14 protein-coding genes are annotated in these 15136 nt (G+C 37.8%); 13 read left to right on the forward strand and 1 reads right to left on the reverse strand.

Annotated elements, in window-relative coordinates; translation table 11 throughout:
* Positions 1-25: 25 nt before the first annotated feature.
* Positions 26-1342, forward strand: a complete 1317-nt coding sequence (gene lysA / locus AC1DFT_RS04165) for a diaminopimelate decarboxylase (protein WP_477917889.1) — start codon at positions 26-28, stop codon at positions 1340-1342.
* Between the two features lie 212 nt (positions 1343-1554).
* A complete protein-coding gene (locus tag AC1DFT_RS04170) occupies positions 1555-1914 on the forward strand; it encodes a GNAT family N-acetyltransferase (RefSeq protein ID WP_477917891.1) in 360 nt (119 codons plus the stop codon).
* A 1-nt stretch (position 1915) separates the two neighbouring features.
* Here the strand turns inward: AC1DFT_RS04170 and AC1DFT_RS04175 are convergent, their stop codons facing one another.
* Positions 1916-2422, reverse strand: a complete 507-nt coding sequence (locus AC1DFT_RS04175; protein WP_477917893.1) for a DUF309 domain-containing protein — start codon at positions 2420-2422, stop codon at positions 1916-1918.
* A 55-nt stretch (positions 2423-2477) separates the two neighbouring features.
* On the opposite strand from AC1DFT_RS04175, the gene AC1DFT_RS04180 reads away from it, so the two are divergent.
* From AC1DFT_RS04180 to AC1DFT_RS04230, 11 genes are all read left to right on the forward strand, one after another.
* A complete protein-coding gene (locus AC1DFT_RS04180; protein WP_477917895.1) occupies positions 2478-3257 on the forward strand; it encodes a segregation/condensation protein A in 780 nt (259 codons plus the stop codon).
* A complete protein-coding gene (gene scpB, locus AC1DFT_RS04185) occupies positions 3250-3816 on the forward strand; it encodes an SMC-Scp complex subunit ScpB (protein ID WP_477917897.1) in 567 nt (188 codons plus the stop codon). Before AC1DFT_RS04180 ends, scpB begins: the two co-directional genes overlap by 8 nt.
* Positions 3817-3860: 44 nt before the next feature.
* Positions 3861-4829 (forward strand): D-alanyl-D-alanine carboxypeptidase family protein, encoded by a 969-nt coding sequence (locus AC1DFT_RS04190; RefSeq protein ID WP_477917899.1) that lies wholly within the window; start codon positions 3861-3863, stop codon positions 4827-4829.
* 908 nt (positions 4830-5737) lie between these two features.
* On the forward strand, positions 5738-6472 hold the full coding sequence (locus AC1DFT_RS04195; RefSeq protein WP_477917901.1) for a pseudouridine synthase: 735 nt from the start codon (positions 5738-5740) through the stop codon (positions 6470-6472).
* A 98-nt stretch (positions 6473-6570) separates the two neighbouring features.
* Positions 6571-7107, forward strand: a complete 537-nt coding sequence (resA, locus tag AC1DFT_RS04200) for a thiol-disulfide oxidoreductase ResA (protein ID WP_477917903.1) — start codon at positions 6571-6573, stop codon at positions 7105-7107.
* Positions 7108-7120: 13 nt separating this feature from the next.
* A complete protein-coding gene (gene resB / locus AC1DFT_RS04205) occupies positions 7121-8770 on the forward strand; it encodes a cytochrome c biogenesis protein ResB (protein ID WP_477917905.1) in 1650 nt (549 codons plus the stop codon).
* Positions 8771-8772: 2 nt separating this feature from the next.
* Positions 8773-9951 carry a c-type cytochrome biogenesis protein CcsB gene (gene ccsB / locus AC1DFT_RS04210; RefSeq protein ID WP_477917907.1) on the forward strand — a complete coding sequence of 393 codons (1179 nt, stop codon included), beginning with the start codon at positions 8773-8775 and terminating at the stop codon, positions 9949-9951.
* Positions 9952-10076: 125 nt separating this feature from the next.
* Positions 10077-10793 (forward strand): response regulator transcription factor, encoded by a 717-nt coding sequence (locus tag AC1DFT_RS04215; RefSeq protein ID WP_477917909.1) that lies wholly within the window; start codon positions 10077-10079, stop codon positions 10791-10793.
* Entirely contained in the window at positions 10786-12561 is a 1776-nt protein-coding gene (locus tag AC1DFT_RS04220; RefSeq protein ID WP_477917911.1) for an ATP-binding protein, read from the forward strand. The genes AC1DFT_RS04215 and AC1DFT_RS04220 overlap by 8 nt, the downstream gene beginning before the upstream one ends.
* Positions 12562-12608: 47 nt before the next feature.
* Positions 12609-13145 (forward strand): RNA polymerase sigma factor SigX, encoded by a 537-nt coding sequence (sigX, locus tag AC1DFT_RS04225; RefSeq protein ID WP_477917913.1) that lies wholly within the window; start codon positions 12609-12611, stop codon positions 13143-13145.
* Complete coding sequence (locus AC1DFT_RS04230; protein WP_477917915.1) at positions 13138-14406, forward strand: hypothetical protein; 1269 nt, start codon at positions 13138-13140, stop codon at positions 14404-14406. Before sigX ends, AC1DFT_RS04230 begins: the two co-directional genes overlap by 8 nt.
* Positions 14407-15136: the final 730 nt, after the last annotated feature.

A 15136-nucleotide genomic window follows, 5' to 3' on the forward strand; every position in this document is an offset into this window, starting at 1 on the left:
CAAAAGATGAAAAGAGGCGATTTATTTGGTGATGGTATCAACAGACACGGTAAATGAAAAAGGACATTTAGTATTAGGTGGAATTGATAGTTTAGAATTAGCCAAAACATACGGAACACCATTATTCGTATATGATTTGTCATTAATTAGAGAACGTGCACGTGCATTTATCCAAACGTTTAAAGAACAAAATGTGCCTGCGCAAGTTGCTTATGCGAGTAAAGCTTTTTCAAGTGTGGCAATGTATCAAGTGATGAAACAGGAAAATTTGTCGCTCGATGTCGTTTCTAGCGGAGAGTTATATACAGCGATTAAAGCTGGATTCCCAGTAGAACGAATACATTTTCACGGCAACAATAAATCTAAAGAAGAATTACTACTAGCAATCGAGCACAATATCGGCTGTATCGTTGTAGATAACTTCTATGAAATCGAACTTTTAAAAGAACTTACTGCTGCCAATAACCAAAAAGTAAATATACTTTTACGCGTTACACCAGGAGTAGAAGCACATACACATGACTATATTACAACTGGTCAACAAGATTCGAAATTTGGATTTGACCTGATGAATGGACAAACAGATCTTGCTTTTAAAGAAGTATTTGAAGATGATTACATTCAATTACTTGGTCTTCATTGTCATATTGGTTCTCAAATTTTTGAAACAATTGGATTTAAAGTGGCGGCAGAAAAATTAATAAAAAAAATGATTGAATGGCATCGTGATTACGACTTCGAGTGTACCGTATTAAATTTAGGTGGCGGCTTTGGTATTAAATATACGAAAGAAGATACGCCGCTGGAACCTTCTGTTTATGTCAAAGAAATGATCATGGTCGTAAAAAGTTTAATCGCTGAAACAACTTTTGCGATGCCTGAAATTTGGATTGAACCAGGTCGTTCACTTGTTGGAGATGCAGGAACTTCTTTATATACAATCGGATCTGAAAAAGAAGTGCCGGACGTTCGTAATTATTTGGCTGTAGACGGCGGAATGTCGGATAATATTCGTCCAGCATTATATGGTGCCTTGTATGATGCAGTCATTGCGAATAAAGTAGACGAAAAAGCGGATGTAACATATACGATTGCTGGAAAATGTTGTGAGTCTGGCGATAAATTGATTGAACATATTGAATTACCAAAAGCACAACCAGGAGATATTTTAGCCATGTTCTGTACTGGTGCTTATGGATACGCTATGGCAAGCAATTACAATCGTTTAGCAAGACCTGCTGTCGTATTTGTGGAAAATGGAAAACATCAATTAGCTGTTAGAAGAGAAACTTTAGAAGATATTGTTCATTTGGACCTTCCTCTAACGATGGAAAAGGAGTGAAGGTAAGTTGAAAAAAACAAATCGGCTATTATTTCTTATGCTATTAATAGTAGGGCTTATATGGGGAGCAATTTATTGGATCTTCATAGCGCCAAATGCTAATTTGTAATTTGAACAAATGTCGTGTACGATAATAAAGATCGTATTGAACTTATTTTTCGAGAGTCATCCTATTTGCGTAAAAGTGATGAAACTAAAAGAGGGTTTTAACTATGTTGCTACGGTATAAAAAAGCATTCGAAAAAATTTCTATGGGTCTTCTATCATTTATGCCTCATGAAAAAGATGTAAAAAAGTTATTAGAAACAATACAAGAGTATGAAACAAACCCAGATTGGCACTTGTTTTTGTGGAAAAAAGATGAAGATTTAGTAGGATTAGTTGGCGTTCGCATGAATAATACGGATGGAATTATTCAGCATCTTTCCGTCAATCCTTCCCACCGCGGAGAAGGTATAGGAAAAGAAATGCTTCAAAGCTTATCATCTATTTTACATACATCGTCTATCCAACCAGCCGAAGAGATTAAGTCTTTCTTCGAAAAATGCCAATTAGAAAAAGAAGAGGATTGACTTATTTCAAGTCAGCTCTTCTTTTTTTCTGTGTTTCTCTTTCCTTTAGTATTTCCGAGCGGTCTCTAAGCATATGCTTATGAGTAAGAAAGTGTAAATCGGTGCTTGAATCGCATTTTACAGCGCCTACTAGCAGTTGTAACTGTTCATTTATTAACTCAATCGTAAATTGCTGAAATGTATTTTTTTCTTTCATTAAGTTAATAGAACGGGTAGCATCTTGCATAAGTTTATCGTAGTTGATCGTTTCGTAATAGGAAGATGGCAAAGTGTCTTTTAAGCGTTGTATACTTCCATTCATTGTTTTAATCGCCCCTGTCATATTGCCCCGACGCCAATGATACATAGCTGTAGATAATAGGATGAGCGCTGTTAATGGGTGATTTTTACTCGATGGTGAAACTTCTTTCCAGTAGTCTTCTAGTAGTTCATGGCACTCGAAATAATCATGCGTATCATTGAATTCTTTTAGAAATTGGACAAAATTAGGATGGAATGTAGGATGCAATGCAATCACCTTTCCTCTATAATGATGTTAAAAACCGATAATTAGGTGGAGTATTATGTCTTATGAAGTAAAAACAGAAGCATTTGAAGGACCCCTTGATTTATTATTACATTTAATAAATCGTTTGGAAATAGATATATATGATATTAAAATGGCCGAAATCACCGCGCAATACATGGAGCATGTGCATGCCATGAGTGTTTTGGAGCTAAATGAAGCAAGCGAATATTTAGTAATGGCAGCAACACTACTATCGATCAAAAGTAAAATGCTGCTTCCAATCCATCAAGATGACGACATGGAAGACGATTTTGATCTTAATATAAATGACCCAAGGGACGAGTTAGTACTTAAGTTAATAGAATATAAAAAATACAAAGAAGCTGCCGGTAGTTTACAAGAAATGGAGGAATCTCGTAATCTATTTTATACAAGACCGCCAACGGATTTAAGCGAATTGCAAAATAACAAACAGCTTGCCTTATTTGACTTAGACGTGAATGTGTACGATATGCTTGGAGCATTTCAAAAAATGCTTCGTAGGAAACAGCTAAACGCACCACTGCACACGCGTATAAGTAAACAAGAAATATCGATAAAAGACCAAATGAAAAGTGTCATTACAACATTAAAACAAAACAAAGGCAGATTATCATTTTATGAGCTCTTTCCAACAAGAGATAAAACAACGATTGTCACTACATTTCTCTCTATACTAGAGCTCATGAAGCGCCAAATTGTGCAAGTAGAGCAAAACAACAATTTTGATGATTTATTTGTTCTTTTGCGAAAGGAAGATTTAGAACGTGAATTCGAAGATGAAATTGATGAGTAATATAGAAAGTCTATTGTTCGTTAGTGGGGAAGATGGCTTAACGAAAAAACAATTAGCTTTTCTAACAAATGAAACAGAAGAACATATTGCTGAAACACTCGAAACAATGATGGCAACCTATCAAAAGAGTGAAGATAGAGGAATCGAGATCAAGCAATTAGCTGGTACATTTCAATTAGTGACCAAGCAAATGAATGCTACGAGTATTCAAAAGTTAGTAGAAAATCCTACTTCACAATCTTTGTCGCAAGCGTCACTAGAAGTATTAGCGATCATTGCCTATAAACAACCTATTACGAGAGTAGAAATTGAAGAGATTCGTGGGGTGAAATCAGAACGCCCCATACATACATTGTCTCTTAAAGGATTGGTAAAAGAAGTGGGACGTGCGGATGGAACAGGAAGAGCAATATTGTATGGAACGACAACGGAGTTTCTTCAATACTTTGGATTACAAGATATTAGTGCTTTGCCTCCACTTCCAGAAGATGTTTCAGTGGACGAAATGGAAGACTCGGACTTGTTCCTAACAAAGTTTCAAGAAACATTTGAAGGATAGAAATAATTTAAAGAGGAGTATTTTCTATTTATAAAAAAATAACGATGTTCTTTCTACTTTTTCTATTTTGGCAAGCCAGTGATGTGGAAGCTTCCTCCTCCTATGCAGTAATTGACGTACAAACGGGGAGATTGTTAGAAGGCAGTAATGAGTACGAGGAATTACCAATAGCAAGTTTAACGAAAGTTTGGACTGCATTAACGGTTTTAGATAATGCTTCACTTGAAGATGAAATCACCATTTCTCAGGTGGCTGCCACGCAGGAAGGATCCTCTTTATATTTGAAGCCTGGAGAAGTATGGACCGTCAACTCTTTATTGCACGGGCTTATGTTACAATCTGGAAATGACGCCGCTTACGCTCTAGCAGAACATGTAGGGGGCTCTATAGATGGATTTACGCATTTGATGAATGAAAAATTTCGAGTTGCTGGATTAAATAATGCGCATTTTACAAATCCTTCCGGGCTTCATCATGATGACCATTTTGCCTCTGCATATGACATGGCAAATATGTTCCGTCTAGCGCTTCAAAACGAACAATTTAAAGAAATTGCCTCTGCAAAAAGCTATCAACCAAAAGAGCGAAATGTCCGTTGGAGTAATAAGCATCGATTATTACACGAAACAGAAATTGCAATCGCCGGAAAAACAGGTTACACGAAAAGGGCCGGAAGAACACTAGTTACTTATTTTAAAGAGGATGAAAAAGAAATTGTTGTCGTTACTTTGAATCACTCCAACGACTGGGCCTATCATACATCCCTTGCAGAACATGTATTTGCAAACTATGATACAGTGAAAGTAGTGAAAAAAGGAAAGTATCGAGTGTTCCAAAAAGAAGTCATCGAAGTGGAAAATGACCATTATCTTTTATTAAATAAAGAAGAACGAAAAAAACTAAATAACGTCCTTCTAATCCCACGAAAATCCACTTTGACAAATCCGTATTTATGGAATGTAACAATCGACGATCAAATCGCCTTACGATTTAATGTGAACAAAATAAAATAAACGGTATTATTAGTAAAGGGGTGTGACTTTGTCACACCCCTAAACACATTTTAGGGATAATGCGTCGTAGTAACCGCTAGCCTTCGCGCTTGCCGCACCTTGCATGAGCCAACTCGTGTTGCACACGAGTGGGTCTCATGACTGCGGCTCGTGCGGCCCGGCGCGCTACGGCAACAATATCCTTTCTAATTATTCGAAGAAGATTGTCCGATAAAAAAATGCGCACCGTTATAGACCATTTGCGCAATGTTTATGATAATGCGTCAAATCCCTGGTAGTCTCACTACAAGTAAACTTGTTATTTTGAGAATTGGTTGCTCTCACTGGTAATTTGGTTGCCCTTACGCTGATTTGATTGCTTTCGGAATGGAAATAGTTGCTTTCAATGACCCATTAGTTGCCCTAAGCCATTTACTGGATTTAATGCGGCTATGTGTAACACCCTTTTTTAAGATTATGCATCATACTAATGGGATCTTTGGGATTGTCGTGTTGAGCGATCTTTTTATCGCGCTCGGGATAGTTTTTGTCGTGTTCGAAGGCTAGATTGTCGCGTTCGCGGCGGATATTGTCTCGTTCAACCATTTATTGTTAATATCGTCTCTCCATAAGTTAGCTTTTTCATTGATTTTTGCGGAAAGGTGGCGACTCCTACGGGATGAGTGAGAAGATGAGCCATCGCAAGCGAACGCGTTAGCGTCGGCGATGGCTCATCTCTCACCCCGTGGAAAGCGTCCACCTTGAAGCGAAAATCGCAGCGGACACTTCATTCAACTCTCTAAGACGCCCTTTCTATATTATGAGCTACAAAGAAGACAGTTTTTATAAAAGACTGTCTTCTTTTATTTTCGCCAAAAGTGTGACATAATTCACTCATATGTATGGAAAGAATGGACGAGGTGAAAGAATTGGAAAGACTACAAAAAGTACTTGCGCATGCAGGCATAGCTTCTAGAAGAAAAGCAGAAGAATTAATCATCCAAGGAAAAGTGAAAGTGAACGGGAAAGTGGTAACAGAACTTGGAACAAAAGTTTCGAATTCGGATACAGTGGAAGTAGAAGGAGTCAAACTAGAAAAAGAACAAAAAGTATACTACTTACTTTATAAACCAAGAGGTGTCATCTCAGCGGTTACAGATGACAAAGGAAGAAAAACGGTAACCGATTTATTACCAAACGTAAAAGAACGACTATATCCGGTCGGAAGACTAGACTATGAAACATCCGGATTACTACTACTAACAAATGATGGGGACTTTTCTTATGCATTAACGCATCCAAAATTTAAAGTAGATAAAACATATGTAGCAAGAGTAAAAGGAATTCCGTTAAAAGAGCAATTAAGACCATTAGAACGTGGAATTATGCTAGAAGATGGTAAAACGGCTCCTGCAAGAGTAAAGTTATTATCTAGCGAGCGCAAAACAAATAAAGCAATCGTAGAAATAACGATTCATGAAGGTAAAAATAGACAAGTACGCCGCATGTTCGACGCGGTTGGTTTCCCTGTCCAAAAACTAAAGCGTGAACGATTCGGGTTCTTAACATTACATGGCCTAAATGCTGGTGAATGGAGAGAGCTAACAACGCATGAAATTAAACAATTGCGCGTTTTGGCGGAAACCGGAAAAATAGGAAACTAATACTGGAATGTTCACAAACCCTTCAAATGTCGTGCCTTTTTAAAATGTATATTTTGGTATAATATATGTCGACGATGCTTAGAAATGGAGGAGCAATGATGGCGCAATCTAAAAAGCAAAGATATTATATTCGAACTGCTATTTTAGCAGTACTGACGGTAGCCATCGTCTTTACAATATATTCAAACGTAACGAAAGAAAAAAACGCTGTCCTTCGAGTAGGGGACAAAGCACCTGATTTTGCTTTAGTGGATTTGGATGGGAACCAACATCGACTTTCAGATTACAAAGGTGAAGGCGTTTTCTTAAATTTTTGGGGTACTTGGTGTAAGCCATGTGCAACGGAAATGCCTGCAATGGACAACCAATACCATGTCTATAAAGACCAAGGCGTTCAAACGTTAGCGATTAATATCGGCGAATCCGATTTAAAAGTGAATAGTTTCAAAAATAGTTATGGTTTATCGTTCCCGATTGCCATTGACCAAAACAAAAGTGTAATGGAGTCTTATAATATTGAGCCCTTACCTACTACTTTTTTAATCAATCCAGACGGACGAATTGAAAAAATTATAAAGGGTCAAATGACAGAGCAAGATATTGCAGATTTTATGGAGCAAATTAAACCATCCTAAAGGAGTTTTCTAGATGGACAAGATAGTTTGTACATGTGGTAATGTGAACCCAGCTGGGACATTGTTATGTGAAAGCTGTGGACGACCATTAAACAAAGAAACAGCAGAAAAAAAACTTGTAGATATGCGGTATGAAGGTTCAGCAAGACGTTCCCAGACATATAACAAAAGCCTTATCGATAAGATTTGGAACTTTTTCTCCAGTGTAAAAGTAGGAGTATGGTTAATTGTTATAATTCTTGTTGCTGCGTCTATCGGAACTATATTGCCGCAGGTTTTTTACGTGCCAGCGACAACCGAAGAAGATATTGCCGCTTATTACGAACGAATTTATGGCACATTTGGAACATTATATTATAAATTAGGATTATCGGACTTATACAGTTCTTGGTGGTTCCAAGGACTTATTGGGATGCTTGGAATTTCTTTAATAATCGCAAGTCTTGATAGGGTCATACCACTTTATAAATCCTTGAAGAAGCAAAAAACGAAAAGACATTTTAGCTTTTTGAAACGTCAACGATTATATGGAATTGGAAACACGGAAAATGGAGAAGAATCCATTAGAAAAGCGGAAGAGAAGTTAAAAACAATGCGTTACAACGTAAAGCGCGACGGCAATGCGTTGCTAGCTGAAAGAGGTCGCTTTTCTCGTTGGGGTCCTTATATTAATCATTTAGGACTTATTTTGTTTCTATTTGGTGTTATGCTTCGAGCGTTGCCGGGCTTTTATGTGGATGAAACGATGTGGCTTCGCGAAGGCGAAACATTGTACATACCAAAAACAGATGGGTATTTCCTAGAAAGTAAAGAATTCATCTATGAAACCTATTCAAAAGAAGAATCTGAAGAAGTTTTTGGAGCAGCGATCGATCGGGTTGGGACAATTGCTAAAAACTATCAAACGAACGTAGCCTTATATAAAGGACCAGAAGGCGCAGTAGCAGGTCATTTGGATGATTTAGCGTTTGAAAAAGAAGAGGCCATTCAAGTAAACAAACCGCTGAAATTTGATCAATTTTCTGTTTTCCAAATGGATTTTCGTTTAGATGAATTAGCTTCGATGACATTCCAATTGCAAGACAAGGAAACAGCAGAAAGCTTTGGTGAATTTACGATTAACTTAGCTGATCCTGAACCTGTTTATGAATTATCGAATGGGTCTAAAGTGGAAATTTTAGATTACTACGCAGATTTCACTGGATTTGAAGATGGAGTGCCGCAGTCACAATCACCACTTCCCAACAATCCAGCATTTTTAGTGAAAATGTATACACCAGAGTTTCCAAAAGGCGAAACAAGCTTTGTGATGATAAAAGAAACGCTGGAACCGCTTGGTGAAAACCAACATAAACTTGCATTCCAAAGTGTAGAAACTAGAGATGTATCAGGTTTAACGATTCGAAAAGACTTAACACTTCCTATTCTTATGCTTGGCGGTCTTATCTTCATGATTGGGGTAGCACAAGGATCGTATTGGAACCATCGACGTATTTGGATCCAGCAATTAGAAGAGGGGCAAGTCGTAATTGCAGCACATACGAATAAAAACTGGCTCAGCATTATGAAAGATATGGATGCAGTTTCCGAAGTTGCAAATCTTCCAAAATATGAAGATCAACAAGATGAAGATTCAAAAGCGGATAAAGAGGAAGGGGTTTAGTCATGGTAGAAGTAAGTAGTACTTTATTATTTATAGCATTCGTTGCCTATTTAGTAGCAACCTTTTTATTTGGAGGTGCTGTAAAGGGTTCGGGATCTAAAGCTTCAAAGTCTTTTGAGCGATGGGGTAAATTAGCCATAACGGTAACAATCATTGGATTCCTATCTAATATTGGATATTTTATAACGAGATGGATTGCGGCAGGACATGCGCCTGTTAGTAACTTGTTTGAGTTTACAACTGCTTTTGGGATGTTGGTCGTTGGTGCATTTATTTTAATTTACTTTATTTATAGAATTCCAGCACTTGGACTTTTTGCTTTACCAATTGCGATCATCATCATTGGTTATGCAAGTATGTTCCCGAGAGATATTACCCCATTAATACCAGCGCTAAAAAGCTACTGGTTAACGGTTCATGTTATAACAGCGGCACTTGGAGAAGCCATATTGGCAATTAGTGCAGTGGCTGGTTTAATCTACTTGGTCAAAAATATTGATATGACGAAAAAGTCAAAATCACGTTTTTGGATCGAAGCTGTTATGTATGTAGCGGTGTTAGTTTTAGGTTTTATTGCAGCTACAACAACTTTCACATTAGCGGATTATAAGGCTGAATTTAACTATGTGAATAAAGAAGAAAAAGTATTAATGATGGAATATAATATGCCACCTATTTTCGGGATGAATGAGTCCGAAGCGATTACTGAAAATGCAATGCAACCATTAGTGGAAATGCCACCGCTTGTCAATGCGAAAAAACTAACAGTTGTTACATGGTCAGTTATTTTCGGAACGGTTTTATATATTTTGCTTCGTTTGATCTTCAGAAAACGATTAGCAACAGTATTACAACCATTTACGAAAAAAGCGAATTCTCAATTCATGGATGAGATTGGTTATCGTTCTGTACTTATTGGTTTCCCTGTATTTACATTAGGGGCACTTATTTTTGCAATGATTTGGGCACATGAAGCATGGTCTAGATTTTGGGGCTGGGATCCTAAAGAAGTTTGGGCACTTATTACTTGGTTATTCTATGCAGCATTTCTACACCTTCGCTTATCAAAAGGTTGGGAAGGGAAGAAATCCGCATGGTTGGCATTAATCGGGTTTATCATCATTATGTTCAATCTAATTGCGGTAAACTTAATTATTGCTGGATTACACTCGTATGCATAATTGGCTCTAAAGCTAGACAATTAGAAAAGCTCTTATCTCCCATAAAAGAGGTAAGAGCTTTTCTTTCAATTTAGCGAGACTAATTGTACAATATAGATTAGAAGTTGATAGAAGGGTCTGATATTATGTCTGAAATGATAAAACTATTAGTAGTGGACGATGAAGAACGAATCCGTCGTTTATTGAAAATGTATTTAGAAAGAGAAGGATACGAAGTAGAGGAAGCAGAAAATGGAGAAGTGGCTCTACAACTAGCATTAGAAAATGAATACCATTGTATTCTATTAGATATTATGATGCCTGAAAAAGACGGGATAGAAACGATGACCGAGTTACGGGTTCATAAGGAAACACCTATTATTTTGCTAACAGCTAAAGGGGAAGAAGCTAATCGTGTAGAAGGCTTTGAACTTGGAGCGGACGATTATATCGTGAAACCTTTTAGTCCAAGAGAAGTTGTACTTCGTGTGAAGGCACTTTTAAAACGTTCTGTTGCGCTTTCACCGGTACAAGGAATGTCTGCATCCAAAGATATCGTGGTGTTCCCACATTTAACGATCGATCATGATGCGCATCGTGTGACAGCTGATGGAGTGGAAGTGAGTTTGACACCAAAAGAATATGAATTGCTCTATTTCTTAGCAAAAGCACCGGATAAAGTATTTGATCGGGAGCAATTATTAAAAGAAGTATGGCATTATGATTTCTTTGGTGATTTAAGAACGGTAGATACACATGTGAAACGTTTACGTGAAAAGTTAAATAGAGTATCGGAAAAGTCTGCGAAAATGATTGTGACTGTTTGGGGCGTAGGCTACAAGTTTGAGGTCATCAATGAATAGAATTTGGAATAGTGTTGTCGGGAAGCTATGGGGGACCATATTGCTTCTCGTCTTATTTGTGTTGTTCATCATTACGGTTTTAATGCTAGAGTTCTTGGAAAATTTCCACACGGAACAAGCTGAAGAGTCACTAAGACAAGAAGCTGCAACGATTGGGAAAATAGTAGAGCAGTACGATCAAATAGAGGACTCTATGCAAATTATCCAGAATATTTTGGGGGCAGAAACAAGCGCGTTAATCGTGCGAAATGCGGAGTCTGTCTTTTTATCTGTTCATGAAGGATTGAACAAAGACGTTTTTCAAGAAAAATTATTGAAAGATAAAGAGTTATCCAATATATACACGACCAATAGCACGATTATTAAAAAGATGCTTATGCCTTCGATGACCGAAGAAGATCGGATGGAAAATTATATTATCCTCGCTTCACCATTAGAATCTGATAAAGAAATACACGGCGCGGTGTTCATTTATCAAAGTTTAGAAGTAGTCAATAAGACGTCGAACCATACGACCCGCATCGTCTTTTTATCTGGTTTTATCGCATTATTACTGACAACTATGTTCTCATTCTTTTTATCTTCGCGTATTACGTCGCCACTTAGAACAATGCGAGAAGCTGCTTTAGAACTAGCAAAAGGGAATTTTGAGACAAAAGTTCCCTACGTCCAAAAAGACGAAATTGGTGAGCTTAGTGTTGCCTTTAACCGTATGGGGAGTCAGCTAAAGGACCATGTGGAAGTAATTAGTCAAGAAAAAGAACAACTTTCTAATATATTGACATCTATGACAGATGCGGTTATTACATTCAATAAAGATTTTAAAGTGCTTGTAAGTAATCCACAAGCCGATCAATTAATCGTGCATTGGCATGAGCAAAATGATATTGCTGGTAATTCGAATCTACCTGTAGAATTGTACCATTTACTTGATCACGTATTTCATCATGAAGAGGAAATTGATGAAGAAATGGAAATACAAGGTTCCTATTTTTCTGTCTCTGTTAGTCTCCTTTATAGTAAAGAATCGGTACGTGGAGTTGTTGTAGTGCTACGTGATATGACGGAACAACATCGTTTAGATAAGATGCGCTCGGACTTCATCGCCAATGTCTCGCATGAACTTAGAACACCTATTTCGATGCTGCAAGGATACAGTGAGGCAATCATCGATGAGGTTGTGACAACCGAAGAAGACAAAAATGAAATGATCCGAATTATTTATGATGAATCGAAACGAATGAGTAGATTAGTAACGGAATTATTAGACTTAGCTCGATTAGAGTCAGGATATTTAAGTATTTATAAAGAAGAGGTATCTGTTATCCCGACACTTGAGCGAATTACGCAAAAGTTTGATCAAAGCGCCAAAGAAAAAAATATTGGTTTGTCTTTTGAGCACACATTATCGCAAAACGTTCAATTACAACTCGACGAGGATCGTATGGAACAAGTACTTACGAACTTAATCGACAATGCACTACGACATACTCCTAAAGAAGGGTCTGTGACTGTGAGGCTGACGCGAACAGCTAGGCAGCTCATAATCGAAGTGAAAGATACCGGATACGGGATTCCCGCAGAAGATTTACCCTATGTGTTTGAACGTTTTTATAAGGCGGATAAAGCAAGAACAAGAGGGAAAAGTGGAACGGGTCTTGGGCTTGCAATTGCCAAAAATATTGTCGAGCGTCATGATGGAAATCTGTCCGTCGAAAGCGAAGTTGGCATTGGCACGACGTTCATTATAAAGCTACCTTTAAAGTGAAACAAAACAGTACATGAAACGACTAATTATAAGAACGGGGGGAGCTTATGAATGACTCCGTTTTCCACCGCTTGTATGATAGCTATCATCAAGACGTTTTTCAGTTTCTTATTTATTTAGTAAAGAATAGGCAAACTGCGGAAGACTTGGTCCAAGAAGTATATGTACGGGTATTAAGGGCTTACAGTAAATTCGAAGGAAAAAGTTCGGAAAAAACATGGTTATTTTCAATCGCCAAAAATGTGGCGATTGATCATTTTAGAAAACAAGCAGTCCGAAAAAAACGATTGTTTGAATCATTTGATTGGGAGACAATGCAGCTTGTATCAAACGACATGCTCCCAGAAGATGCTGTACAGCTAAACGATGAAATGAAAACATTACTAATAGCTCTGGATGATTGCACGGGTGATCAAAAAATGGTCATTATTATGCGTTATTTTCAAGAGCTTTCGATCGCAGAAACAGCACAAGTATTAAGTTGGACAGAAGGGAAAGTGAAGACAACGCAACATCGTGCGATAAAAGCACTTCGCGAACGATTATCTGCGAAAGAAGAGGAGGGTATCGTTCATCATGAGTGACCGAAGAATAGATGAAGAAACAGTTGATGAGCTTTTAAAAAATATGCCCAAATTTACAGATCATCGTTCCAAAGAAGAAGTGTATAATCGGGTAAAAACAGAAATAAATGCTCAAGTCAAAGAAGAAAAAAGAAAAATAAGGGCGGTATCATTTTCTAAATGGATGCCTTTTATCGTTTCTGTTGCCGCTATTGTACTCCTAACATTCCTTGTTTCTTCCTATACGAATCAAKAACAATCGACGATGTCTAAGGATAGTGCTTACGATAACGCTGAACCAAAAGAAAATATGCGTTCCATGGATGCAAATGAAGCAACAGAAGAAAGCGCAACCTCAATAGAAGAAGAAACAACAGCTGATCCGGCAAATGAAATGACGACGATGTCGGCGGAGTTAGATGCTCCGATAGAGTTAATCTCACTCCATCAAACGACTTCAGTTTACGAGAATAGTTTGAATGGAGGAACCGTTTTTCATTTTTCCTTAGTCGAAAATGCATTAACTGTTCCTATTACAATTATTATTCCAAAGGAACGAATCGAAGCTGATTTCCCGGGGATGACCCCGACAAGTTTGCAATTATATGAACGATATGCGGGTAGAATTGATGAGGAAGCGTTAGGTTTCACGGAATATCATCCGTATAAGGGGCATTTCGAAGTGGAAGGAAAACAGTTGAAACATTTTTTACCTAACGACCATGGATATGATAGAGCTTCAGGAACATCGACAACTTATGGTCAATCTATAAATGAAATATTTACGGATTTTGATACAATATTAAAAGTAAATGAAGACGGCTCACCATTAGAATGGGATCAAGCCGGAGAGTTATCGAAGCCTAGCAAATTACCAGGCTCATTAGGTCACTATAATTATTACATTTATCACGCGACTAACGGGGAAGATTATTTGACTCCTAGTTTTGGTACTTCCTATGACACTCTTTCGGACGCATTACTAGCGATGAAAGATGTGGGGAATGATTTTTATACTTCGGTGATTCCTTCCAATGTTTCATACAAATATGCTGAGCAAGATGGCGTAGGAGTCATACGATTTGATGAAACACTTGATTTAGAAGGGATAGATCCTTTGGCGGCAACAAGGTTACTTGAAGCATTTTCGTTAACGGCCGCGAGTTTCGGAGAAGAAGTGAAAATTGAAAATGTAGTGCAAGAACAATTTGGAGAATTCGATTTAACGAAGCCTCTTCCGATTCCGATGGGACCCAATGGGTTTATAATGAGTGATAAATAATTTGTGTTTTGAAATGCGCGGAATTAGTGACTTGGTCACTAGTTCTGCGCGTTTTTTCTTTTTAGATGGATGTTTGTTGTTGGGAAGGCGGAGGTTGCATGCTCCTTTATTTTAACTTAGGAAACTATAAAAATATTAGACATTCGGATAATTTTTTTCAAGTAACCTAGGGTATGACATTCTTTACATAGTACATGAGATAGGGAAAGTGCGTCGTATAGAGCACTATAAAGAGTCGCTATGATTTTCGCCGCTTGCGCGTACGTTGTTAAGCTCATTCACCTGGCAGGAGTCACCGCCTTCAGTGAAAATCAAAGGAAAATGGTTTGCTTACTCCATTTCAACTTACTAAAATAAAATTTTATATAGTTTGCGGAATTTTATTGACCAATAAATGGCTTAGGGCAACCAATCAATCATCGAAAGCAACCAATTCTACTCGAAAAGCAACCAAATCAACACGGGAGCAACCAAATTACCAGTGAAAGCAACCAATTATCAAAATAATAAGTTTACTTGGAATGAGATGATAATGATTAGGGCGCATTATAGAGATACTGCGACGTAAAGTGTCTTATAAAGTGGCCACTATGATTTTCGCTGCTGTCGGACGCTTTCCGCCGGGTGAGCGATGAGCCATCCCCGCCGCTTTGGCGTACGTTGGGATGTCTCATTTGCCCACTCATCCGGCAGGAGTCGCCGCCAACAGCGAAAATCAACAGAAAATGCT

It is taken from the genome of Psychrobacillus sp. 05T411, from assembly GCF_056396485.1.

Bases quoted from the DNA above. Each gene is read 5' to 3' on its own strand.
- resB (WP_477917905.1), top strand. From the start codon at position 7,121: ATGGACAAGATAGTTTGTACATGTGGTAATGTGAACCCAGCTGGGACA.
- sigX (WP_477917913.1), top strand. From the start codon at position 12,609: ATGAATGACTCCGTTTTCCACCGCTTGTATGATAGCTATCATCAAGAC.
- AC1DFT_RS04215 (WP_477917909.1), top strand. From the start codon at position 10,077: ATGTCTGAAATGATAAAACTATTAGTAGTGGACGATGAAGAACGAATC.
- AC1DFT_RS04220 (WP_477917911.1), top strand. From the start codon at position 10,786: ATGAATAGAATTTGGAATAGTGTTGTCGGGAAGCTATGGGGGACCATA.
- scpB (WP_477917897.1), top strand. From the start codon at position 3,250: ATGAGTAATATAGAAAGTCTATTGTTCGTTAGTGGGGAAGATGGCTTA.
- resA (WP_477917903.1), top strand. From the start codon at position 6,571: ATGGCGCAATCTAAAAAGCAAAGATATTATATTCGAACTGCTATTTTA.
- AC1DFT_RS04190 (WP_477917899.1), top strand. From the start codon at position 3,861: ATGTTCTTTCTACTTTTTCTATTTTGGCAAGCCAGTGATGTGGAAGCT.
- AC1DFT_RS04180 (WP_477917895.1), top strand. From the start codon at position 2,478: ATGTCTTATGAAGTAAAAACAGAAGCATTTGAAGGACCCCTTGATTTA.
- ccsB (WP_477917907.1), top strand. From the start codon at position 8,773: ATGGTAGAAGTAAGTAGTACTTTATTATTTATAGCATTCGTTGCCTAT.
- AC1DFT_RS04170 (WP_477917891.1), top strand. From the start codon at position 1,555: ATGTTGCTACGGTATAAAAAAGCATTCGAAAAAATTTCTATGGGTCTT.